Annotated in this window: 10 protein-coding genes and 1 tRNA gene; 10 read left to right on the top strand and 1 reads right to left on the bottom strand. The window is 65.1% G+C overall.

The window, feature by feature from the left end:
- Positions 1-52: 52 nt before the first annotated feature.
- The 3 genes from HL666_RS05645 to HL666_RS05635 all read left to right on the top strand — a co-directional run bounded on the left by HL666_RS05645 (position 53) and on the right by HL666_RS05635 (position 1,878).
- Entirely contained in the window at positions 53-748 is a 696-nt protein-coding gene (locus tag HL666_RS05645) for a HoxN/HupN/NixA family nickel/cobalt transporter (RefSeq protein ID WP_172107960.1), read from the top strand.
- Between the two features lie 154 nt (positions 749-902).
- Entirely contained in the window at positions 903-1,361 is a 459-nt protein-coding gene (locus tag HL666_RS05640; protein ID WP_172180330.1) for a hypothetical protein, read from the top strand.
- A 55-nt stretch (positions 1,362-1,416) separates the two neighbouring features.
- The gene (locus HL666_RS05635) at positions 1,417-1,878 is read left to right on the top strand and encodes a hypothetical protein (protein ID WP_172130875.1); all 462 of its coding nucleotides are present in this window, start codon (positions 1,417-1,419) and stop codon (positions 1,876-1,878) included.
- Between the two features lie 57 nt (positions 1,879-1,935).
- On the opposite strand, the gene rlmB is transcribed toward HL666_RS05635, so the two are convergent.
- Entirely contained in the window at positions 1,936-2,778 is an 843-nt protein-coding gene (gene rlmB, locus HL666_RS05630; RefSeq protein ID WP_172180329.1) for a 23S rRNA (guanosine(2251)-2'-O)-methyltransferase RlmB, read from the bottom strand.
- Positions 2,779-2,997: 219 nt separating this feature from the next.
- Here rlmB and HL666_RS05625 point away from each other — a divergent pair.
- The 7 genes from HL666_RS05625 (at position 2,998) to HL666_RS34390 (ending at position 26,335) form a co-directional block, all read left to right on the top strand.
- A tRNA-Tyr gene (locus HL666_RS05625) sits at positions 2,998-3,083 on the top strand.
- 202 nt (positions 3,084-3,285) lie between these two features.
- Entirely contained in the window at positions 3,286-4,809 is a 1,524-nt protein-coding gene (locus tag HL666_RS05620) for a TolC family outer membrane protein (RefSeq protein ID WP_246739005.1), read from the top strand.
- Positions 4,810-4,948: 139 nt separating this feature from the next.
- Positions 4,949-7,246, top strand: coding sequence for a type I secretion system permease/ATPase (locus HL666_RS05615; RefSeq protein WP_246739006.1), 2,298 nt, complete (start codon positions 4,949-4,951; stop codon positions 7,244-7,246).
- Position 7,247: 1 nt separating this feature from the next.
- Positions 7,248-8,582 carry an HlyD family type I secretion periplasmic adaptor subunit gene (locus tag HL666_RS05610; protein ID WP_172107970.1) on the top strand — a complete coding sequence of 445 codons (1,335 nt, stop codon included), beginning with the start codon at positions 7,248-7,250 and terminating at the stop codon, positions 8,580-8,582.
- A 309-nt stretch (positions 8,583-8,891) separates the two neighbouring features.
- Entirely contained in the window at positions 8,892-9,875 is a 984-nt protein-coding gene (locus HL666_RS05605) for a transglutaminase-like cysteine peptidase (protein ID WP_172180327.1), read from the top strand.
- 81 nt (positions 9,876-9,956) lie between these two features.
- Complete coding sequence (locus HL666_RS05600; RefSeq protein ID WP_172107974.1) at positions 9,957-10,307, top strand: hypothetical protein; 351 nt, start codon at positions 9,957-9,959, stop codon at positions 10,305-10,307.
- 410 nt (positions 10,308-10,717) lie between these two features.
- Positions 10,718-26,335 (top strand): beta strand repeat-containing protein, encoded by a 15,618-nt coding sequence (locus tag HL666_RS34390; protein ID WP_172180326.1) that lies wholly within the window; start codon positions 10,718-10,720, stop codon positions 26,333-26,335.
- Positions 26,336-26,387 lie beyond the last annotated feature (52 nt).

The raw sequence follows: 26,387 nt of genomic DNA, 5'->3' as shown, positions 1-26,387 counted from the left end.
CTTGCTGTGACCGCGAAGACTGGTAGGCTCGCGAGCAGGGCAGGCGGGGTTGATGCTGGCAATATTGTCTCTGGGTTTTCTGTTGGGCTTGCAGCATGCGCTGGAGGCCGATCACATCGCAGCGGTGTCGAGCATCGCAGCCCGCCGCAGCAAGGTGGGTGACATCGTCAGGCACGGTCTCACCTGGGGCCTCGGCCACACGCTGACGCTGTTCGGCTTCGCCGGTGCTGCATTGCTGCTCGGTCATGTCATCCCGGAGGAGCTGTCGCGTCGGTTCGAGGGGGCGGTCGGCGTGATGCTGGTCGGGCTCGGCGCACACCTGCTGTGGCGGTTGTGGCGCGAGCGCGTCCATTTTCACCGCCACAGCCATCGCGACGGCTCGGCGCATTTCCACGCCCACAGCCATGCCGGCGAGCGGGGATCGCATGGGCGCGCGCCGCACGACCATGTCCACGGGTTTCGCTGGCGCAGCCTGCTGGTCGGCCTGATGCATGGCATGGCCGGCTCTGCGGCGCTGCTGCTGCTGGTTGTCGCAGAGGCGCCGACGCCGGGCGCGGGTCTTGCCTACATCCTCCTGTTCGGCATCGGCTCGATGATCGGCATGGGTGCGCTCTCGACCCTGATCGCAGTGCCGATTGCGATCTCCGCGCGGGGGCTGACGATGGCCAATCGCGCGCTGCAGGGCGGCGTTGGGCTCGTCACCGTGGCGATCGGGCTGCGCACCATCGCTGCCACCGCGCTCGGATGATGAGCAGGCATTAACCGTCCCGTGTGAACCCGCGAGGCGTCTTAACCCGAACGAACGACCTGCGCGTTAGCCTTACCGTCAGATTGACCCGCGCGCTTAACCCATGGCGGGGCGCGTTGCGGTATTAGTAGGTTGGCAACCGGGGCGTGAATTCATGCGTTTTGCAACAGCTTTCGCGATTCTGATCGGGTCGGCGTCGGCTGCGCTGGCTGCCGAAGGCTTCGAAATCGTGATCCCGCAGCGGCCCGGCGTGCCCGTCGTCATCAACGGCATCGATGCCTCCTATGCCGTCGTGGAGGGCCAGTACGGACTCGGCAAGGGGCACCATATCCAGCCCAGGGTCTATGGCGGTCGCCCGGTCGAGCCCGAGCTCTATGTCGGTCACTACTATCCCACGCTCGGCGCCAAGCCCGGCTATGGCCGCATGGAGATCGAGCCGCCGCCAGATCGCAAGCTGCCCAAGCCAGCCGAGAGCTTTTCCCGTTCTTGGGGCGCTCAGTCCATGATGCAGCCAGCCGAACCCGAGGTGCCGATGTATCCGCCGGCGGTGATCGTCGCACCGCGGGACGGTGGCCCCCGCAACTATGTCAGTCCGCCGCCGGCCTATCGCTAGCGGTCATCCTCGCCAACGAGACCACAATAAAAAACCAGATGATCAGGAGAGAGTAATGCGTGGAATGATTTCAGGACTTGTGGCCATTGCCGGCCTCGCCGTCGCGGGCAGTGCGCCTGCTGCGGCCTGTGGCGCGACGGCCTGCGCGCCTTGCGGCTATGCCAGCCCATGCGCGCCGACCGTGACCTATCAGCCGACCTATACCTATCAGCCCGGCTACAGCTACGGTCACGCCGGATGCGGCAGCTGCAGCGCCCATTATGAGCGGCTGCCCGAGCCGACCCGGCAGTACTACTACGTCAACCAGGGCCCGACCTACAGCGGTCCCGGCGCGTTCGCGCCGTATCCGGCCTATGAGGAGCGCGCGCTCCCGGTCTATCGCTATCACCATCGCCGTCACGCCTATGAGGCGACCCGCGTCGCGCCCGAAGTGGTCTACGCCCAGCCGCACGGCGGCTATCGCTGGGGCGCTTCGCCCTATTATCACGGCCGCCGCGTGCTGCGCCGTTACTACTGATCGATCGCGTCAGCCTTCGTCGCGAACGCCCGTGCGCATCAGCGCGCGGGCGTTTCGTCATCTGGACATCAGCCCGAGCCGGCTCGCGCCGACATAGAGCGCGAGCACTGCGGCGTTGGAGACGTTGAGGCTCTTGATCGCGCCGGGCATGTCGAGCCGGGCCACCACGCTGCAGGTCTCCCGGGTCAGCTGGCGCAGACCCTTGCCCTCGGCGCCGAGCACGAGCGCCAGCGGCTCGCGGAGGGTGACGGCGGCGATGTCCTCAGCACCGGCGCTGTCGAGTCCGACCGTCTGGAAACCGCGCTCGTCGAGCCGGGTGAGCGCGCGGGCGAGGTTCTGCACCGTGATGATCGGCACCAATTCCAGCGCGCCCGAGGCGGACTTGGCCAGCACGCCGGTGGCCTCCGGGCTGTGGCGGGCCGTGGTCACGATCGCCTTGACGTCGAACGCGGCCGCCGAGCGCAGGATGGCGCCGACATTGTGCGGATCGGTGATCTGGTCGAGCACCAGGATCATGCCTTCCGGTTCGAGCGTGTCGATGTCCGGTGAGGGCAGGGGATCAGCCTCCGCCAGCAGGCCCTGATGCACCGCATCGGGACCGAGCCGCTGGTCGATCTGGCCAGGGCGGACGATCTCCGGTGTCACCTTGGTTTCGATCCGCTCGTCAGCGAGCCGGCGCGCGGCGTTCTCGGTGACGTAGAGCTTGCGAATCCTGCGCTTCGGATTGGCGAGCGCCAGGGTGACCGTATGCCAGCCATAGAGAATGACGGGGCCATCCGCACCGGACTCGCGCTCGCGCCAAGCCTGCTGCCGCTCGAAGCCGCGCGGCTTGCCGGAGAATTTGCCGGGAGATTTGCCGCCCTGGCGGCGAAAAGGGGGCTTACGGTCGCGTTCGCTCATGCACGAGCTTCTGTCACGCCTTCCGGATTCTGGCAATTTGGCACCGCCGAGAGGGGAAAATTCGTCGTCCCTTGGTTGACTTTGAGGGGCCGGTTCGATCATAAGGGCCCCGGTCGCGCGCGCCCCTTCATCCGGGGCCCCCGCGGTCTTACCGTCTCAATGGCGCCGCTGGTCGCTCAACCGCTGTTCTCGCGGCCGATCGTCGACTGCCATCGATACGGGGGAGTGTCCCGAGTGGCAAAGGGAGCTGACTGTAAATCAGCCGCCTCATGGCTTCGCAGGTTCGAGTCCTGCCTCCCCCACCATCGGCTTCCCGCGATCGTCTCCCTACTTTCTTGATCCAGTTTATGAATTTTCCGGAATGTGGCAGGGAGTCGCCATTCTGCAACATCGGGTCGATTTTTCGCCGGAAGTGTGGCGAGGTCCATTGCGAGCTGATCGCGGCTTTGTTACCGATACTGTATGTTGAAGATCATACATTCACTCGGTTTCATTTGTGTCGTGGGAATGGGCTTTAGCCCGGCGTTTGCGGCGGAACCCTTCACGATTCAGGACGCCATCAATCAGGCGGTGAAGACCAATCCAGGCGTCGGCGAGGCGGCAGCCAACCGTCGCGCGACGGAATCGGAGCTTCGCCAGCAGCAGGGAACTCTGCTCCCGCAGGTCCGCCTCGATGCGAGCGCAGGTCCTGAAATGCTCAAGCAATATGTCACGCCCGCGCCGAACAACAATGGCCGGTACTTGCGCGGCCGTGAGGCCAGCGTGGTCGTGCGCCAGCTGCTGTTCGATGGCTTTTCCTCCATCAACGAAGTGTGGAGACAGGCTGCGCGAGTGGATGCGGCTGCGTTCCGCGTGCTCGAGCGCACCGAACTGATCGGGCTCGATGCCGCTGAGGCCTATGTGGACGTGGTGCGCTACACGACGCTGGTCGGCCTCGCCGAGAAGAACCTCAAGGTTCATCTCGAGCTGCGCAAGAACGTGCTGGCGCGCTTCCAGGGCGGCCGGGCCGGCGAGGGCGATACGCAGCAGGCGGAAGAGCGCGTCGCTGCAGCCCAGGCCGTGCTCGAGGAATTCCGCCTCAGCCTGGAAGTCGCGCGGGCGAAATATCGCAAAGTCGTCGGCGTCGAGCCGTACAATCTGCGCTTCCCGGGCCGGCTATCGGATCTGCCGCGCGACAAGGCGGAATCGCTCGATATCGCCTACAAGTTCAATCCGACGCTGCGCGCTGCCGCAGCCGACGTGACCGCCGCCAAGCGCGGCTTCGACGCCACCACCGGCACCTTCCTGCCGACGGTCTCGCTCGAAGGCCGCGCCACCACGGGCAAGGAGTCGGTCACCTACAACAACCGCTACGACGAGGTGAGCGGCAAGGTCGTGGCCTCCTGGGATATTTTCAACGGCGGCCAGAATTCGTGGCGCCGTGAAGAAGCCGCGCAGCGGATGATCCAGGAGCAGCAGAAGCACGCGCGGCTGCAGCGTGACGCGCTGGAATCGATCGACAAGGCCTGGGCGGCCCGCATCATCACCGCCGATCGGGTTGCGGCCCTGGTGCGCGACGTCGAGGCGGCACGCCGTACCTTCATCGCCTACAACAAGGAATATGAGCTCGGCCAGCGCACGCTGATCGACCTGCTGAACTCGCAGAACCAGTACTTCAATGCCAACGTGTCGCTGGTGTCGGCGCGCGGAGTCGTGGTGTTCGCGGATTATCAGCTGCTCGCCGCGATGGGGCAGATGCTGGCCTATCTGAAGACCGGCCACCCGCCGGAGACCGTACCGCTCGACGTCTCTGGCGGCTTCGTCGGGTACCGCCTGCCGCCGCTGCGGCTGAGCGCACCCTCGCCAGGTCCGGCACCGCTGAGCGCCGCAGGTCCGGTGCCGCTGTTCGGCCTGGAGGACGGTGGGCCGAAGCAACCTACGCCGATCACCTTCGGTGATCGCTGGGCCTCGAGCGATCCTGCTGATACATCGCTGTTCGTCGTTTCCGGAAAGTATGGCGGCATCGGATCGGGCGGGCCGGCACCGAAATGAACCTAACGAAAAGCTGGCGCATACCGCGCCAGCTTTTCGCATTTACTCTGCGACGATATTGTCACCCTGCTACCGGCAAAGACCCCGAAAAACACGGGTCCCGGCCACAGAATTGGGCTAAACGAAAATCATTAGCAGAATGCGCTGGGTGCAGCCCCGTGTTGCCTGGTTGGCCCGCTGGATTTCCGAGGCATCGTTGAATATTCGTCCGACCAGGTTCGAGCTGGAAGAGGCGCCCGTGCTGCCACAGGCGAGCGCGGCCCCCCCGGCATCCGATCCGCTCAGTGACAGTCTGCTCTACCTTGCAGCTCATCATGGCCGCGCCCTCAGTCGCAGTGCGCTCTTGTCGGGTCTGCCGCTGGAAAGCGGCGTGCTCAGCATCGGCCTGTATGATCGGGCCGCGCGCCGGGCAGGGCTCGAGGCGCAGTTGGTCGAACGGCCGCTGAGCGAGATTCCCGCGCTGGTGCTGCCCTGCGTGCTGATGTTCCACGACGGCACCACGCGCATCCTGCTGACGATCGACGAGGCGGCCGGCCGTCTCACCATCGTCGATCCATCGCACCGTGAAGCGCCGGCGATCGAGCGCATCGAGACGGTCGCGGCGCAATATGTCGGCTTTGCCTATCTGGTGCGGCCGGCTGCGCTCGCCGATGCCCGTGTCGATGCGGCGGGCGAGTTGCCGAAGACGCACTGGTTCTGGTCCGTCGTCAGCCGCTTCGGCGCCAATTACGGCCACGTCGCGATCGCAGCCTTCATCGTCAACATCCTGGCGCTGGCGGCGCCCTTGTTCACGATGAGCGTCTACGACCGTGTCATTCCGAACGGCGCCATCCCGTCGCTGGTTGCGCTCGGCGTCGGCCTGGCGCTGGCGATCGGATTCGACTTCCTGCTCAAGGTGGTCCGAAGCCGCATCATCGACATGACCGGCAAGAAGATCGACGTGGTGCTCGCCGCCAACATCTTCGAGCACGTCATGGCGCTGAAGATGGACAAGCGGCCGCCGTCGGTCGGCATCCTCGCCAACCAGCTTCGCGATTTCGATTCGGTGCGCGAGTTCTTCACCTCGGGCACCGTGGTGTCGGCGACGGACATGCTCTTCGCCGTCGTGTTCATCATCGTGCTGTTCATCATTGCCGGTCCCATCGCCTGGATTCCGCTGCTGATGCTACCCGTCATGATCGCAGTCGGGTTGTTGATCCAGCGCCCGCTCGATCGCGCGATGCGCAAGATGCAGGCGCAATCGGCCGCCCGGCACGGCATTCTGGTGGAATCGCTGAATGGGATGGAGACGGTCCGCGCGGTGGCCGGCGAGAGCCGGGTGCAGACGGTGTGGGAACGCTCGGTGGCGGCGCAGGCGCGCTCCAGCGAGGACGTGCAGTTCTGGGCGTCGATGGCGATGACCGCGGCGAGCGTCGCCAGCCAGTTCTGCAGCCTGCTGCTGGTGGTGGTCGGCGTGTTCCTGATCCTCGACGGCAAGCTCTCGGTCGGCGCGCTGGTCGCGGCCAACATGCTGTCCGGCCGCGTGCTCGGTCCGATCGCCGGCATCGCGGGCCTGATGACGCGCTTCACCCAGACGACATCGGCGCTGCGTTCGATCGACCGGCTGATGTCGCTGGATCGTGAGCGCCCGCCGGAAAAGATCTACGTCGCGCGCGAGATCAAGCAGGGCCGGATTCAGTTCAAGAATGTCAGCTTCGCCTATCCGGGAAGCCAGGCCAAGGCGCTCGACAACGTCTCCTTCGACATCAAGCCGGGCGAGAAGATCGGCATCATCGGGCGCGTCGGCTCTGGCAAGACGACGGTCGGCCGCCTCGCCACCGCGTTCTATCCGCCGACTGAAGGCAGCATCCTGATCGACGGCATCGACATCGCGCAATACGACCCGGCCGATTTGCGCGCCGGCATCGGCTTCGTGCTGCAGGACACCGACCTGTTCTACGGCAAGCTGCGCGACAACATCACGCTTGGCCGTCCGGCCGCGACCGACGAGGAGGTGCTGGAAGCGGCACGGCTCGCCGGTGTCGAGACCTTCATCGCCGGCCATCCGCAAGGCTACGAGATGATGATCGCCGAGGGCGGCCGCAGCCTGTCGGGCGGACAGAAGCAGGCGATCGGGCTCGCCCGCGTCCTGATCCGCAAGCCCCGCGTGCTGTTCCTCGACGAGCCGACCGCGCATTTCGACGTGCGCAGCGAGGGCGAATTCCTCGAGCGGCTAAAGGTCCTGGCCAAGGGCGACAGGGCCGGCGAGATGTCCATCATCGTCTCGACCCACCGGCCCTCGCTGTTGTCGCTGGTCGACCGCATCCTGGTGTTCGATTCCGGCAAGATCGTCGCCGACGGTCCGACCGCGCAGATCCTCACGATGCTGCGTCCGCAGCCACCCGCGGCGGCGCCGGCCGCGAGCCCCGCCGTGAAGCCGGTCCAAGGGACGAGGTGACATGGCGCAGAGTGATTTCGCATTCTCCAACGACATCCGCGCGGCGGTCGAATTGCGCACGCCGAAGACGGCGCGCATGCTGCTGTTCGCATCGCTGGGCCTGTTCTTCACCTTCCTGATCTGGGCGCATTTCGCCGTGCTCGACGAGGTCAAGCGCGGCAATGGCAAGGTGGTGCCGTCCAGGCAGACTCAGGTGGTGCAATCGTTGGAGGGCGGCATCATCGCCGATCTCCTGGTTCAGGAAGGCGCGATCGTCGAGAAGGATCAGCCGCTGGCGCGCATCGAGGACACGACGTTTGCCTCTCAGTTCGGCGAGATTCGCGAGCGCCGTGGCGCGATGGCGGCGCGGGTGATCCGGCTGGCGGCGGAGACCGAAGGCCGCAACAAGGTCGAATTTCCCGACGAACTCGTCGCCGACGCGCCGCGCGCGGTGCAGAGCGAGCGCGCGGTGTTCGACGCCCATGCCCGCAAGCTGGCGCAGGACGTCGACGTCGTGCAGCAGCAGGAGCAGCAGAAGAGCAAGGAGATCGACGAACTCCGGGCGAGCGAGAAGCGGTTCTCGGAGACGCTGGCGCTGCTCAATCGCGAGCTGGGGCTGACCCGCAAGCTCTACGAGCAGAAGGTGGTGCCTGAAATCGAGATGCTGCGCGCCGATCGCCAGGCCACCGACATGCGCGGGCAGCTCGCGGTCGTGCAGGCGAGCATCGTGAAGACCGAGTCCGCCGTGCAGGAGGCGCGCGCGCGCCGGCTCAACATCGTCACCGCCTTTCGAGCCCAGGCCGAGGACGATCTCGCCAAGTCCCGCGGCGATCTCGCCGTGCTCGACGAGAACATCAAGTCGGCTCAGGACCGCGTTCGGCGCACCGAGCTGCGTTCGCCCGTGCGCGGCATCGTCAACCGGCTCAACGTCACCACCATCGGTGCGGTCGTCGCGCCAGGCGCCAGCCTGATGGAGATCACGCCGCTCGACGATACGCTGCTGGTCGAGGGCCGCATCCGGCCGCAGGACATTGCCTTCATCCGTCCCAACCACGAGGCGGTGGTCAAACTCAGCGCCTATGATTCCTCGGTGTACGGCTCGCTGCACGGCCGCGTCGAGCGGATCAGCGCCGACACCATCACCGACGAGAAGGGCGACAAGAACGAGCGTGGCGAGACGTTCTATCGCGTGATGGTTCGCACCGAGAAGAACCACCTCGGGACGGCCGAGCAGCCGCTCCCGATCATCCCCGGCATGGTTGCGACCGTCGAGATCCTCACTGGCAAGAAGTCCGTGCTGGACTATCTGGTCCGGCCGGCGCGCATGCTGCGCGACGAGGCCCTGCGCGAGCGCTGAACGCGCCGCGCGTCGCTCGGATCAGCGCAGGAGCGCCCGGCTTCTCCCTGAAGGCTCTTGCGACCCCGGATGTCCGCTGCGCCCATCCAGGCTACGGCCGGGAGGCGCAGCGTTACCGAATCCTGAATCGATCAAATGCAACGCGATCCGGTGGGCCGCGATTAGTTGCGTTGCCAGCTTGGCCGCGGGTTTGACCGCGCCTTAACCGGCCCGAAGCGGCGCCGGCTCTATCCCTGATCCCATAACAACCGGGACGGGGACCGACACGATGATGTCGGCCGATGTCCCGGAGCATACGGGGCGTCAGTGATGTTGCGGATCGATCGGCCGCGGGGAATCCCGCGTGCGCTGGGGCTTGCGCTTGCCTTCTCGGTGGCGGCCGGTTGCGCCGGGGCCGCCTTCGCCGAGACGGCGAGCCGCAGATCCCAGCGGGACAATGCTGATAGTGCACTGTCGGTGCCGCCGCCCGTTCGTTTCTTCACCATCAATGCCGTGCTCGCCAAGCATGACGGCCTGCGCCGCGCCGCTTCAGGCCCGGTCGAGGTCGCATCCACCGGTACCGCTGTGCGCGCCGGAATCGGCAGCGATGCGCCGCAGGGGCCTGCGGTCCCGGCGCCCAGCGACGAGCCGTTCGGGCTGATGACGTTCCGCGCGCCCGAGGGCCTGTTGTGGGTCAAATGGCGCGGCATCCAGGGCGCGATGAGCAGCGAGCGGCTGTCGATCGAGCGCTGCAATGCCGATGATGCGCGATGTTCGGCGTCGGAGCGCATCTTCGTCGCGCTCAAGCGCGCGGCTGTGGCGGCCGGCGACGAGCGGGCGCGGGCGGAGATCGTCAATCGCGGCGTCAATCAGGCCGTGCGTTATGTCAGCGACGATCAGCAGCACGGCCTGCCGGACGTCTGGAGCGCGCCGCTGCAGACCCTGCGGAGCGGGCTCGGCGATTGCGAGGACTACGCGATCGCCAAATACGCCTTGTTGCTGGCGGCAGGCACGCCCGAATCCGATCTGCGGCTGCTTTTGGTGCGTGACCTCGCCGTGCGGCAGGATCACGCGGTTCTCGCCGTGCGGATCGACGGCAAGTGGCTCGTCCTCGACAATCGGCGGGCCACGCTGATGGAAGGTCGTGATCTCCAATCCTTCATGCCGCTGTTTGCGATCGACCAGCGCGGCGTCAGCCTGTTCGCCGCGCCCTATGCGGAACGCCTGCACCACGAGAGCGAGAGCGATCTCGCGCCGGCGGCCGAGGCGGAGACCGGCGGCGGCTGGCAGCCGGGCGCGCCGCTGCTGCTTTGACTTGCGTCGCCACGACGACTTGTCGTCGCGGCGATTTGCGGTCTTAATGCGCGCGGGGAAGCTGGCGAGCGGAGGATTGCAGTGAAGATCAAGCAGGTCATGATGTACGGGGCGTTGGCCCTCGCGACGGTCGGTGGGTCTGTCGGCAGCGCAGCGGCGCATGATCTCATGTTGCCCGGCGCAGCGTTCGCGATCTCTTGCGACAACGGGGGCAACTATGTGCTGCGTTCTCGTCCCGTGCTCGCGCCCGGGCAAATCGTCACAGGCGAGCTGCGTCTCAGCGCGCATCACGCCATCCCGGTTCGTCTGATCCCAATGGGCAATGGCTACCGCTATGCGGGCCGCGGTGTGTGGCTCGATGGCATCAATGACCAGGCGATGTTGTACCTGCGCAAGTACGAGCCGATCCCCTGCGTCGTCAGCCGGATCTGATCGCTCCGGTCTTTTTCAATCTTTCAGAAGAATAACCCCCGTCTCCCGCAAATAATTCGCGGGAGGCGGTTCCATTTCGTCGATTTTGAGGCGTTTCTGCCTTATTCGCGGGCCGCGCGCGGTGCCGTTCGACAAGTATAGCTGGCCCGAATACCTGAGAGCCCGGCCCAGATTAATAGAATAGACCCGTTCTATTCTCGAGTCCGATCCCGGACGTCCCGCAGTCCCCAAGCATTTCCGCCGGCCCGTTGACCTTGGTAAACGCGGCTGCACTTGACTGCATTTACCCAAAGTCCCTAAAGTCCGGTTAAGAGACGCTGGTAATATTGACCCGAATTAAACTTTAATAATAGTTTAATCGCAGAAATGGGAGCGCCACCAAGGCGCCCCGACTTTGGAGATTTTGGCGCATGAACGCTCCTGTCTTGCTGGCCCAGTTGACCGGCACGTCCTCGCAGCCCACGAGCGCCTCTGCAAAGCACATCAAGATCGGCAAGCCGCAGGGCAGCCAGTCCGTTACGGTCCAGCTGAACGGCCAGAACCAGATCGATCTCAGCGAAATCGCCAGCGAGCGCCTGACGTTCGTCAAGATCGGTAGCCGCCTAATCATTCTGTTCGACAATCAGTCGACGGTGGCGATCGAGCCTGTCTTCGACAACAACGGCGCGCCGCTGAAGGACGTCAGCTTCGAAGTCGGCCCCGACCGAATCATCAACGGCGATCAGTTCGCTGAGCTGTTTCCGATCACGACCGACCAATCGGTGTTGCCGGCGGCCGGAACGGCGGGTGCGCCGGGCGTGCCTGCCGGCGCCAATTTCGGCGCCTTCACCATCGATCAGCTGACGGGCGGCACGCCGCTGGCTCTGTTGGCCGGCGAATCCACCGGGACCAATTTCGGCGACACTCCGACCACGCCGAACCCGACGCCGATCCCCGGCGGCGTCCAGTCCGCGCTGCTCAACGAAGATGGTTTGTCCGAGGGGCAGCCCGGCGGCAATGGCGACGTCGGTGGCGTAGCCACGAGCTTCACCGGCTCGCTGAATGTCGATTTCGGCACCGACGTGATCGGCCGCGCCTTTGCATTTGCGGCTTCGCAGCCGGGCCTCGCTGGTCTGACATCCGGCGGCGAGGAGGTGCATTTTGCGATCACCACCGTCAACGGCCAGCCGGAGCTGATCGGCTATATCGGCAGCGATCCGTCGATCGCGGCCAACCAGGTCTTCACCATCACGCTCGACGCCCAGACGACGATCGCGGGGACCTATACCGTCACGCTGCTGCGTCCGCTCGACCATCCGGTGTTCGGGACCGAAGACACGCTGAACCTCACCGTCAACGTCATCGCGATCGATGGCAGCGGCGACACCGCTCCCGTGACGATCGTGATCGGCGTGAACGACGATTCTCCGGTCGCGTCGACCGTTGAGACCACGGCACTGGCCGAGCAGACCAACGGCGAAGGCGGATTCGTCCAGACCACCGAGACGGTGGACCTCGGCATCTCCTGGGGCGCCGACAGCGGCAACAGCAAGGTCGACGGCGGCTCGACTGGTACGGTGGTCGACGGCGACCGCTCTCTGGTGTTCGCGTCTTCCGAGATCGCGACGCTTCAGGCGCTCGGTCTGACCTCCAACGGCGAGACCATTTCGTACAGCCTCTCTGCCGACGGCACGGAAATCATCGCCACCGCCGGCAGCGGCGAGGGCGAGCGCACCATCTTCACGGTCACGCTGTCCGACACGGGATCCGGCAGCTACACCTTCACGCTGTCCGACAACATCGACCACAACGGCGCCAATGGCGCGTCGCAGCCGCTGACGTTCAATGTGGTCGCGACCGACGCCGACGGCGACCCGGTCGACAGCGCCTTCACGGTCAATATCGGCGACGACGGCCCGAGCTTCGGCGAACGGCCGAGCTACTCGGTCGTCGATGAAGACGGCCTCGGCAATCCCGGCGACAGCTACCATTCCGGAGGCGAGGAGGGCGGCGAGGGCGGCAGCTTCAAGCTCGCCGTCATCAAGAGCGGCGATGCCGATGGCGAGGACCTCACGGTCACCGAGACGCTCGGAATCCGCTGGGGCTCCGACGATGCGAACATCAACGTCGACGGCGGCATCAACGGTGCGCCGGTCAACGGCGATCGCGCCGTCACCTTCTCGGCGGACGTGGTGTCGACGCTCGAGGCGCAGAATCTCACCTCCGACGGCTTCGCGCTGCGCTACGAGCTGTCGTCAAACGGCACCGTGCTGACCGCCTATCGCTACGACTCCGAGCACGAAACCTATGTCGGCGCCGACGGCAAGCCGCTGAACGTCGAGGGGAGCGAGGGGCTTTCGGGCGCCGTGGTGTTCACGGTGTCGCTGTCCGACGTGGACCGCGGCTCCTACACCTTCACATTGGCGGGCAATCTCGATCATCCCGAGCATGGCGCCGAAGACGACATCACGCTCGATCTCGGCTTCGTCGCGACCGATTCCGACGGCGACCAGATCACCGACACCTTCACGGTGAAGGTCAATGACGACGCGCCTGTCTTCGGCGAGAAGCCGAGCTATTCGGTGGTCGACGAGGACGGCCTCGGCAATGCCGGAGACAGCTACAAGGGCGGCACCGACGCCTACGGCGAAGACCTGACCGTGACCGACACGCTCGGCATCCGCTGGGGCGCCGACAGCGCCAACAGCCAGGTCGACGGCGGTATCACCGGCGCGTCCGTCAACGGCGACCGCGCCGTCACCTTCGCGCCTGACGTCGTCGCGACGCTCGAGGCGCAGAATCTGACCTCGGACGGCTTCGCGCTGCGCTACGAGCTGTCGGCTGACGGCACCACGCTGACCGCCTATCGCGCGGACGCAATCAGCGAGGGCAGCGAAGGGAGCTCCGGCACGCTGGTGTTCACGGTGTCGCTGTCCGATCAGGGCTACGGCTCCTACACCTTCACGCTGTCGGCCAATCTCGATCATCCGCAGCATGGCAGCGAAGATGATCTGACGCTGCATCTCGGCTTCGTTGCCACCGATTCCGACGGCGACGCGATCACCGACGTCTTCACCGTCAAGATCAACGACGACGCGCCGGTCATCGGTGCGGAGCAGAGCTCCGGCCAGGTCGACGAGGATGGCCTCGGCAATGTCGGCGACAGCTATGTGGAGGGCAACGACGCGGCCGACGCCGATCTGACGGTGACCAAGACGCTCGGCATCCTCTGGGGCGCTGACGGCGCCAACAGCCATGTCGATGGCGGCATCGACGGCTCGCCGGTCAACGGCGACCGCGCCGTCACTTTCGATTCGATGGCGATCCCCTCGCTGGCCGAGCTCGGGCTGACGTCGAACGGCGTCGCTCTGACCTATGCTGTAACCGAGAACGGAACGCTGCTGACCGCATACCGGTTTGACGGCGAGCACTACATCGATGCCAACGGCCAGCCGACAGAGGATCTCGCCGGCGCTGCGGTATTCACCGTGTCGCTGTCGGACCAGAACGCCGGGTCCTACACGTTCACGCTGACCGGCAACCTCGATCATCCGGTCCATGGCAGCGAAGACAATCAGGCGCTGTTCTTCAGCTACACCGCCACCGACTCGGACGGCGATGCGATCAACGGCAGCTTCGTCGTCGAGGTCAACGACGACGCGCCTGTGCTCGACGGCAAGCCGAGCCACACGGTCGTCGACGAGGATGGCCTCGGCAATGACGGCAACAGCTATGAGGATGGCGGCGATGCGGCCGGCGCCGAACTGACGGCGACCGGCACGCTCGGCATCGTCTGGGGCGCTGATAGCGCCAACGGCAATGTCGATGGCGGCATCAACGGCTCCCCCGTCAACGGCGATCGCGCCGTCACTTTCGCCGCGAACGTGGTGGCCTCGCTCGAGGCCCAGAACCTCACCTCGGACGGCTTCGTGCTGCACTACGAGGTGTCGTCGAACGGCACGGTGCTGACCGCCTATCGTTACGACGCCGCGAACGAAACCTATATCGGCGCCGACGGCAAGCCGACGGAGCAGGCCGGCGCCGCGGTGTTCACCGTGTCGCTGTCCGACAAGGAGGCCGGCTCATATACTTTCGAGTTGACGGGCAATCTCGATCACCCGGTGCATGGCACCGAGGACGACATCACCCTCAATCTCGGCTTCGTCGCCACCGATTCCGACGGTGATGCGATCACCGGCAGCTTCACTGTCGACGTCAACGACGACGCGCCGACCTTCGGGGAGCGCGTCTCCTATTCGGTGGTCGACGAGGACGGGCTGGGCAATCCCGGCAATTCCTATGCGGACGGCAAGGATGCCGCCGGCGTCAATCTGACCGTGACTGATTTCCTTGGCATCCAGTGGGGTGCCGACAGCGCCAACAGCCAGGTCGACGGTGGCATCAGCGGTTCGCCGGTCAACGGCGATCGCGCCGTCACCTTTGCCGCGGACGTGATCGCAACGCTCGACGCCAAGAATCTGACGTCGAATGGCTTTGGGCTGACCTATGCCGTCTCCGAGAACGGAACGCTGCTGTCGGCCTATCGCTATGATGCCGCGCACGAGACCTATGTCGACGCGAATGGCAAGCCGACCGACGATCCGGCGAGCGCCGCGGTGTTCACGGTGTCGCTGTCCGATCAGGGGCAGGGGGCCTACACCTTCACCCTGATCGACAATATCGATCATCCCGCCCGCAACACCGAGGATGACGTCACGCTGACGCTGGGCTTCGTCGCCACCGATTCGGACGGAGACGCGGTCGCCAACACCTTCACCGTGAAGGTCAATGACGACGCGCCGGTGCTGAACCGGGAGATCGCGACCGGCGTGGTCGACGAGGACGGACTGGCGACCGGCATTGCCGGCGGTCCGAACGACGTGCCCGGCCAGAACACGGTCGCGACCGGAAATCTCGGCATCTCCTGGGGTGCTGATAGCGCCAACAATCTCGGCAATGTCGGGATCACCGGCGCCTCGCCGGTTGCGGGCGATCGCGCGGTCACCTTCGCGTCCGACGCCACCACCACGCTCGCAGGTCAGCATCTGACCTCGAACGGCGTTGCGCTGACCTACGCCGTCAGCGAAGGCGGCACGCTGATCACGGCCTACCGCTTCGACGGCCAGCACTATATCGACGGCAACGGCAACTGGACCAACAGCAAGGCCAACGCCGCCGTTTTCACGGTCAAGCTGTCCGACGTGGATTCCGGCTCCTACACCTTCACGCTGCTGGAGAATCTCGACCACCCCGTCCCGAATACCGAGGACAACATCGGGCTGACGCTGAAGTACGTCGTCACCGATTCCGATGGTGACCAGGTCAGCGGCACATTCAAGGTCAACGTCAACGACGACAGCCCCGTGGCGCAGATCGGCACTGCCAAGAGCATCGGCGAAGCCGATCTCAACGCCGGCGGCGATTGCGACTTCGGCGGACATGACGATGATGGGCACCACGGCGATGGGCATGGCGGCGGCAGCGATCCGCAGGTCACCGGCGCGCTCAACATCAATTGGGGCGCCGACAACAACGACCGCGGCGCGGCCGATCGATCGGTCAGTTTCGCCAACACGTCCAACGCCGCGGCCGATGTCCATGTGACCAACGGCAGCGATGTTGCGCTCAGCGGCCTGACATCGGACGGCCAGACCGTGAAGTACGCCTTCGATCATGGCGTGCTGGTCGGCTACACCGGCAGCAACCTGGCCTTCGGCCAGCGCGTGTTCGAGGTCTCGCTGGATGACGACGGCACCGGCACCTACACCTTCAAGCTGCTCGGCAATCTCGATCATCCGGCCGGGCAGGGCAGCAACGTCGTCAAGCTGACGTTCGACTATACCGCGACCGATTCCGACGGCGATTCGAGCAGCAGCACCTTCACCGTCACCGTCGTCGACGATGTCCCGACGATCGGGCATGCCGACAATGAGACGGTCAGCGAATCCAACCTGCCGACCGATCTCTACGATGTCGCCTTCCCGGATTCGCCATATTCGACCGTCCAGACCGGCGGGCTCGCCATCTCCTGGGGAGCCGACGACAACGACTCGGGCGCGACCAACAACCGCTCGGTGGCGTTCTTCAACACGACCGCACCGGATGGCCTGACTTCGAACGGCTATGCGGTCAGCTATGTGATCTCGGCCGACGGCACCACGCTCACCGCCGTCACCACCGACCACCGCACGGTGTTCACCGTCACGCTGAGCGACGACGGCGACGGCAGCTACAAGTTCACGCTGCTCGACAACATCGACCACAGCGGCGCGGGCAGCGACAGTCGAACGCTGAACTTCGGCTTCAAGGCAACCGATTCCGACGGCGACAGCGCCACCAGCAGCTTTTCCGTATCGGTCTCCGACGACGTGCCGACGATCGGTTGCGCCGACGACGAGACCGTCAGCGAAGCCAGCCTGCCGACGACCAGCTACGACACCGGCCATCCCGATGCGTCGAATTCGACGGTGCAGACCGGGAATCTGGACATCTCCTGGGGTGCGGACGACAATAATAGCGGCGTCGGCCACAACCGGTCGGTGGTGTTCACCACCGCCGCCGGTGCAACGGGCCTCACCTCCGACGGTTCGGCAATCAGCTACACGGTGTCCAGCGACGGCACGCTGCTGACGGCCGTCAGCGCGGACAACCGTACGATCTTCACCATCCAGCTGTCCGACAGCGGCGACGGCAGCTACAAGTTCACGCTTTACGACAACCTGGACCATCCCTCGTCGGGCGCCAACAAGGACAGCCTGCCGCTGACCTTCGGCTTCAAGGCCTCCGATTCCGATGGCGACAGCGTCACGAGCACCTTCAAGGTCAACGTGATCGACACTGCGCCGGTCGCGGCGGCCGGGGACTCCCGGACCGTCGACGAGGACGATCTGTCGAACGGCACCGATTCCTCCAAGGAATCGACGACCGTCAACGGCGATCTCAACATCAGCTGGGGCAGCGACGACAACAACAAGACGGCCGGCGGCGGCCTCGGCGACCGGTCGGTCTCATTCCGCTATTCGAGCGCCAGCGCCAACGTCGACGCGGAGGACAGCTCCGGCCGCAATCTGACGCTGACCTCGGACGGACAGACCGTCAAATATGTCTTCGAGAACGGCGTGCTGGTCGGCTACACCGGCACTGATCTTGCTCACGGCACCCGTGTGTTCGAAGTGTCACTGAGCGATCAGAACGACGGCTCCTACAGCTTCAAGCTGCTCGGCAACATCGATCATCCCGCCGGCTCCGGCGAGAACCTCGTCAATCTCACCTTCAGCTTCACGGCGACCGATGGTGACGGCGACACGTCCAGCAACAGCTTCACCGTCTCGGTGAAGGACGACGTGCCGGTCGTCGGCACGCCGAGCGGCGCGACCCTGACCGAGAACACCACGGGCGCGGCGGGCGCGGAGGCGTTCGAGACGCAAACGGCGTCGACCATCGCGCTCAACATCAATTGGGGCGCCGACGACAGCAATGCGGGCACGGCCAACCGCGCCATCGCGTTCGATCCGACGATCGACAGCGGCGACATCGTGCGCACGACCGGTTCGGGCAGCCCGGCGCTGACCTCGAACGGCGTGACCGTGCAGTTCATTCGCGTCTCGGATACGGAGATCTGGGGCGTCGCCAATGACAATGGCGGCTCGCTGAGCCTGAGCGACCGCAAGGTGTTCCACGTCACGCTGTCAGACAATGGCTCGGGGAACTACACGTTCGAGCTCCTCGACAACGTTGATCACATCGGCTCCGGCCAGACCAACGCGCTCGCGCTGAAGCTCGGCTTCACCGCGACCGATGCCGACGGCGATTCAGCCACTGGTAATTTCACCGTCACCATCAATGACGACAACGGCCGTCCGGCGATCGGTACGCCGGTGGCTGGCACCGTCGATGAGGACGGTCTGTCCGGCGGCAACACGGCAGCGGCAACCGGCGACGTCGCCGGCGCCAATGTCGCCGCAACAGGTTCGCTCGCGATCTCCTGGGGCGCCGACGACAACAACAGCGGCTCGGCCAATCGCGCGGTGGCCTTCTCCGGCTTCACCAACGGCGCGAACGCGTCCTCTGATGCGGGCCTGCTCAAGGTCAACGGCGAGCAGGTCAAGTACTGGGTGGTCGGCAACACCCTCTACGGCTACACCGGCTCCAATCCGGTCAATGCCAACACCGCACCGGCGGCCGCCAACCAGGTGTTCAAGGTCAGCCTCGATGATTCCGGTTCGGGCAGCTACAGCTTCACGCTGCTGAAGCATGTCGATCATCCGGCGGGCCAGAACGAGAACGACATCAAGCTGACCTTCGGCTTCACCGCCACCGATGCCGATGGCGACAGCACCAGCTCGTCCTTCGCCGTCACGATCAACGATGACAGCCCAGTGGCGACCGCGACCGTGCAGTCTGTTGCCGTCTATGAGAGCGAGCTGCCGAACGGAACGGTGACCGTCGCTAACGGCGGCTTGCATGGCGGCGACCTCAACGGCGATGCCAATGGTAACGATTCGTACTATACGGGTAATCTGACCTCGCTGGTGTCGTTCGGCGCCGACAAGCCCGGCACCTACACGGTCGAGAAGACCAACCTCGCGCCTGAGCTGCTGTCGCTGACCTCGGGCGGCGTGGCGCTGACCTACAGCATCGACACCGCCAACAACATGCTGGTGGCGAAGGCCGGCAGCGTGACGATCTTCGAATTCCAGGTCGACGCCACCACCGGCCAATATTCGTTCCGGCTGAAGGGCGCGCTCGACCACGTCGGCACCGGCCATGACAACGCGCTGACGCTCGACATGTCGACGGCCGTGACCGCCGTCGATTCCGATGGCGACTCGCTCGCGCTGCACGGCCAGATCATCATCACCGTCAACGACGACAGCGCGCAGTCGCAGGACGTCGACACGGTCGCGATCTCGGAGGCGGCCGGCAGCGTTTCGACCGGCGCGGTCGATCTGCAGATCATCTACGGCGCCGATGGCGACAGCTCGGGTCCGTCGGTGACGTTCCCCGGCGCCTCGCCGGTGCGCGTCTACGACGCCGCTCATCACCAGATGTCGGGGCTGACCTCGCTGGGCTTCGGGCTGAGCTACGTGCTCTCGGCTGATCACACCACGCTGACCGCCTACCGCATGAGCGGCAGCGACTATGTCGGCCAGAACGGCCAGGTCACCGGCAACGCCGCTGACGCCGCCGTGTTCACGGTAACGCTGTCGGAGACCGGCAGCGGCTCCTACAATTTCACCCTGCTGCAGCCGCTCGATCATCCGGCTCCGATCGGCACGGCCAGCGCAGCCGACCAGTATCTCGACCTCAACTTCGCGTTCGAGGTGGAGGACCGCGATCACGACGTCTTCGCCAACAATTTCACGGTCCGAGTCGATGCCGCCGGTACGGTGACGACGACGCGCTACGATGCTGCGAACTCGCCGGTGTTCATCAACCTCGGCGACAGCTCGGCAACGATCCTCGGCGAGACGGTCGGGGCTCACAGCGTGACCGACCGTGCCTCGGTGACCGACAAGGTGGTCGGCATCGACAAGCTCGGCGGCGTGACCGAGGCGCACGGCTCCGGCGGCGACGACATCCTGGTCGGCGGCAGCGGGATCGACAAACTGTTCGGCGGTGCGGGGAACGACGTCATCAAGGGCGGGGCAGCTGCGGACCAGCTGTTCGGCGGCTCCGGCAACGACACCTTCCTCCACACGGTTGGCGACGGCGACGACGTCGTCGATGGCGGCTCGGAGTCCGGCTCGGCCTTCCCGGACTACGACGTGCTCGCGATCTCCGGCGATGCGAATGCGCGGAACTTCACCATCGGCAAGACCTCGTCCGGTACGGCCATCGATCCGACGCTGAATGACGCAGCGGCGAGCAACGCCACTGACATCCTGGTGCGCTATGACGGCCCGAACGGCGCGACCATCCGCGCCGACGAGATCGAGCGCGTCACCATCACAGGCGGCGGCGCCAGCGATACGGTGACGATCACCGACATCAGCGGCACCGCGATCGCGCCCTCGACCATCGTGTTCAACGGCGGCTCCGGCAACGACACGCTCGACCTGACCCGGTTCGCCGGCAACACCAGCGTGGTCTCGGACGGCGGCTCCGATAGCGACACCGTGAAGTTCGGCTTCAAGCTCGCCGATGCGACCTACACCAAGGTGTTCGGCTCGGATGGTGTGACGCTGATCGGCGTGCAGGTCACCCATGGCGGCCTGACCGACACCTTCACAAACTACGAAAGCTTCACGTTCACCGACGGCACGCGCACCCTGACGGGCATCTTCAACACCCCGCCGGTCGCGCATGACGACAAGGTGGATGCGTCGGAAGATTCCCCGCTCACGATCAACGCGCTGTTGAATCTGCTCAACAACGACACCGACGTCGACAACGACACGCTCACCGTCACCGGCGTCGGCAATGCCACGCACGGCACGGTTTCGCTGAACAACGGCAATCCGCTGTTCACGCCGGACAGGAACTTCTCCGGCGTCGCCGGCTTCGACTACACGATCAGCGATGGCGATGGCGGCACCGCGACCGCGCATGTCACGGTCGATGTTGCGCCGAAGGCGGATTCGCCGACAATAGGCTTCTTCGAGGTCGGGCCGGCCACGGGCGCCGAGGACAGCGCGGTCGCCCTCAAGGTGATGACGGCCGGGGTCAGCGATCACGACGGCTCCGAAAACCTGCGGATGCTGATCACGGGATATCCGGACGGTGCGACCTTCTCGGTCGGCCATGCCGGCACCGGTGCCGATGCCGGCAAGTGGGTGATCGACGACCAGACCGCGATCGTCAACTTCAACAGCCAGCCGCTCAAGGTGACGCCGCCGGCAAACTACAACGGCACCTTCACGCTGTCGGTCTCCGTGGAGGTCACCGACCAGGCGACGCTGTCGGACGGCCAGGTTCACAGGGACGTGGCGATCACTGATCTGCAGACCATCGACGTCACCGTTACTCCGGTCAATGACGCGCCCGAGATCCACGCGCCGACGCAGGTGACCACGAACGAGGACACGTCGTTCCAGTTCACGGGCGCCAACGCGTTCAACTTCTCCGACGCAGACGGCGATGTCGTTGCGTTCGTAAGGTTGGACATCGTCGGCGGGACGCTCTCGATCCCGTCTCTCGGCGTCTTCGACGCCAGCCAGACGCTCACGATGAGCGGGTTCAAGATCAGCGATCTGAACAACTATCTCGCGTCCGCCGTATTCACGCCGGCCGCCAACAATGACGTGGCGGGATCGGTCACGATCACCATCAACGACAACGGCAATGTCGGCAGCGGCGGCAGTCTGAGCGCGACGCAGACGATTACGATCAACATCAACCCGATCGAGGATGCGCCCGTTGCCGCCGACGACACGGCGACGGCCACCGAAGATACGACCTTGACCGTGTCCAGCCCGGTGCAGGGCGTCCTGCACAACGACCGCGATCCGGACACCGGCGACACCTTGAGCGTCGTCGCGGGCGACTTCACGACGGCCAAGGGCGGCACGATCCACTTCAACGCCGACGGCACCTATGTCTACAAGCCGAAGGCCGACTTCTACGGCGCCGATACGATCGACTACACCGTGCGCGATGCGGCCGGGCAGACGGACACCGGTACGCTGACGATCAACGTGACCCCGGTGAACGATGCGCCCGAGGTCCATGCACCGACGCAGGTGACCGCCAATCAAGGCGTGGCGTTCGCTTTCAGCGGCACGAACGCGATCACGTTCTCGGACGCGGACGGGGATGTCGTGGCGTTCGTGAGGTTGGACATCGTTGGCGGCACGATCTCGATCCCGTCGCTCGGCGTGTTCGACGCCAGCCAGACGCTCACCATGAGCGGGTTCAAGATCAGCGATCTGAACCACTATCTGGAATCGGCCGTGTTCACGCCGAACAGCGACCAGCCGGGCTCGGTCACGATCACCATCAACGACAATGGCAATGTCGGCGGCGGCAGCCTGAGCGACTCCCAGACCGTCAATATCGCGGTCATCCCGGCCAACGATCCGCCGGTCGCAAACTCCGATACCAATGCGGTGCTCGAGGACGGCACGATCAACATTGCGGCGGCCAATGGCATCGTCCGCGGCTCGACGGGCGGCTCGGTCGCCGACACCGATGCCGACACCGGCGTCTCGTCGCTCGTGGTGTCCGGCGTCGTCGCCGGCACCGGCAGCGTGACGCAGGGGGCGGGTGTGGGTACCTCGATCGAGGGCGCCTACGGCCATCTGACCTTGAACGCCGACGGCTCCTACACCTACGTCGCCGACAAGGCCGCTGCGTTGGCCGCCGGCGTCAATGCGATCGATACCTTTACCTACACCGACAAGGATCCGTCGGGCGCGGTGTCGAACACCGCGACCCTGAAGATCACCGTCACCGGCGTGAACGACGCGGCCGTGATCACCGGCGATTCCACCGGCACGATCGCGGAGGAGGGAGGCGTGGGCAACAGCCAGAGCAGCCCGCTCTATGCCATCGCCCGCGGCGACCTCAATGCGACCGACGTCGACGGCCACAACGACGTGTGGCAGGCGGCCGCTTCCAACACGGCCAACGGCTATGGCTGGTTCGACATCGGCAGCGACGGCAAGTGGACCTACGGCCTCTACAACAACAATCCGACGATCCAGGCGCTGAAGGAAAACCAGACCACGCTGACCGACAGCTTCACGGTCTACACCGAGGACGGCACTCCCAAGACGGTGACGATCCAGATCATCGGCAACAATGATGCGCCGACCCTGCAGAACGCGATCGTCGACCACAATTCGGCGGAGGACCAGCCGTTCAGCTTCACCATTCCGGCGAACACCTTCGCGGACATCGATGGTCGTTTCGACGGCACCAACGGTCCGCTGACGCTGGAGGCGGTTCAGCAGGACGGTAGTGCGCTGCCAGCCTGGCTGCACTTCGATGCGGCGACGGGCACCTTCAGCGGGACACCGCCGGTGAACTTTGCCGGCGCGGTCAACGTCACCGTGTATGCCGGCGATGGCGAATATGCCGCCTCGGACACCTTCACGCTGACGATCACGCCGGTCAATGACGGCGCCGCAACGGTGACGGTGACGGGCACGGCGAACCAGGGCCAGACGCTGACGGCCAATCTCGGCAGCGATCCGGACGGCGCGGCATCCAACGTCGTTTATCACTGGCTGCGGGACGGTGCCGTCATCAACGGTGCGTCCGGGACGACCTATACGCTCGGCGCCAACGATGTCGGCCACAAGATCTCGGCCAACGTCACCTACATCGACGGCCAGGGCTTCAGCGAGAACGTGACCAGCAGCCAGACCGGCACTGTCACGGTCCCGAACCACGCCCCGACGTTCGGATCGGGCACCACTGCGGGAAGCGTCACGGAGGATGCCTCCTATGCGGCCCCGACCGGCAATCTGGTCCAGAACGGCACGTTCAGCTTCTATAATAATGATTGGTACACGCTGGATGCGTGGACGGTCGGAGGAGCCCATGCGGTCACGGTGGTCGGTGGCCGCACGGATGGCGGTTCGGCCGATTTCTACGGGGCATCGAGCTCGATCAGTCAGACCATCAGCACCGTCGTCGGCGTGACCTATACCGTCGACTTCTACGTGATGACCTACGGCACGGCCCTGACATCCGCCGTGGACGGAACGACCGTTCTGACGACCAGCAACTGGAATCTCGGCTGGACGGAGCAGAGCTATCAGTTCACTGCGACGTCGACGTCGACGACAATCAAGTTCGCAAGCGCGGGCGGTGCCGCCATCGACGACATTTCGGTGCAGGCCAGCACGGTCGTGACGCCCGGCGTCGAAAAGGCGTCCGGCGCGATCGCCTTCACCGACGTGGACGGCGACGTCCAGACGGTGACGTACAGCACGCCGAACGGCAGCAATTACTACGGTTCGTTCAACGCCACGGTCGACAACACCAATCACAAGGTGAACTGGACGTTCAGCGTCAACGACGCCGACATCCAGTCGCTGCGCGCCAGCGACCACATCGATCAGACCTACACGGTGAAGATCGACGACGGCCATGGTGGGACCACGACCCAGACCGTCACCATCACCGTGAACGGCGTCAACGATGCCGCGTCGATCTCGGGCACCGCGGCAGGTACGGTGAAGGAGGACGGTACGCTGACCGCCGGCGGCACGTTGACGGTCTCCGACGTCGACAGCGGCGAGAACCAGTTCCAGACCCCGGCCTCGCTGGCCGGCACCTATGGCACCTTCAGCTTCAACGCCGTGACCGGTGCGTGGGGCTACACGCTCAACAATTCGGCCGCCAACGTTCAGGCGCTCAACGACGGTGACGTCAAGCACGACACGCTGACCGTGAAGTCGGTCGACGGCACCGCGAGCCAGGTCATCGACGTCACCATCAACGGCACCAACGAGCCGGCGCCGCTGGCTGTCGTCGACACCACGAGCGTGGACGGACGGTATGCGCTGTCCAAGAACACCGATTCGCCGAACACGATCAGCCTGAATGCTGCCTCGCTGTTCTCCGGCGGGTACGGAACGGTCACCTACACCTATGCCCTGGTCTACAGCTCGACCGGCGACGACGGCTGGATTCAGCGCAACGGCAACCAGTTCTCCGGCAATCCGGACAACAACGATGCCGGCCTGTACGTCTACAAGGTGACAGCCACCGACTCGGTGTCGTCGGTGTCGACCTATCTCGCCTTCAACGCGCTCGACAACGGAGCGTTGAATCTCACCATCAACTCGCTGTCGCCCAATTCGAACGTCGTCGGCTCGGCCCCATGGCTATCCGGCTACAGCGCGAACGACGGCGACGCGATCACCGCGACGGTGGACAACCCGCTCGAAGCCAACGCCAACAACGGCTACGACGTGATGATCGGGTCGAGCGGCGGCAACAACTTCAACGGCGGCGCCGACGATGACGGCATCTACGGTCTCGGCGGCAATGACACGCTGCTCGGTGGTGCCAACACCGACTACATCAATGGCGGCGCCGGCAACGACTCGATCCGGGGCGGCAGCGGCAACGATTTCACGATCGGTGGTTCCGGAAATGATACCTTCTATTGGGGTGTGAACGACGGCGTCGACATCGTCGACGGCGGCATCGGTACCGACACCTTCACGATCGAGGGCACCTCGTCCCAGGATCTGGTGTGGGTCACGCTTGCCGGCGGCGTCATCACCGACGTCAACGGGACCAAGCTCAGCAACATCGAGGCGGTGACGGCCGATCTCGGCAGCAGCAGCAGCGATACGCTGACCTATGTCACCAGCGAGGACGTGACGGTCAATCTCGGAGCCGGAACGGCGACCGGCTTCAGCTCGATTGCCAGCATCGAGCGCGTGACCGGCGGTTCGGGCGACGATACGTTGATCGGCAGCGGTGCCAACAACACGATCAATGGCGGCGATGGTGACGACATCATCCGCGGTGGTGGCGGCAACGACACGATCGACGGCGGGGGCGGCCTCGACCTGCTCGACTTCTCCGATGCGACGGCCGGCATCACCTTCACGCTGACGCAGAGCAGCAGCAACACGGCCGGGTCGACATTGTCCGGGATCGGCCAGGACACCTACAAGAACATGGAAGGCGTGATCGGCTCGAACTTCAACGATACGATCATCGGCTCGAGCAGCGCGGACGTTCTGATCGGTGGCCGTGGCAGCGATCAGCTGACCGGCAATGGCGGTTCTGACACCTTCAAGTGGCAGGCTGGCGATCTGACCGGCGGGGGTGTCGACAGCATCCTCGACTTCCAGTCGGGCAGCGGCGGTGATGTCATCGATCTGTCCGGCCTGCTGTCCGGCGTCTCCGGCAACCACGCCGACGCGGTGCGCTTTGTCGATGGCGGTGGGCACTCCAGCCTCGCATCGGCAAACGGCAGCGGCGTGCTGAACAACGGCGATCTGACGCTGCAGGTCAATCTCGGTTCCGGCTGGACCAATGTCGCGACGATCAAGGACACCGGCACCAACTTCACGGGAGGTGACGACGTGATCAAGATGATCCTCGACAACAGTCACGCTCAGACGCAGGTCCACGTCTGATCCGAACTTGACGGGCGAGACGAGAATCGAAAGGGCCGCCCGAGGGGCGGCC

The organism is Bradyrhizobium aeschynomenes (assembly GCF_013178945.1).
GTDB lineage: Bacteria > Pseudomonadota > Alphaproteobacteria > Rhizobiales > Xanthobacteraceae > Bradyrhizobium > Bradyrhizobium aeschynomenes.
Note: the sequence above shows the minus strand (reverse complement) of the source record. Positions and strands in the feature narration are given on the sequence as shown.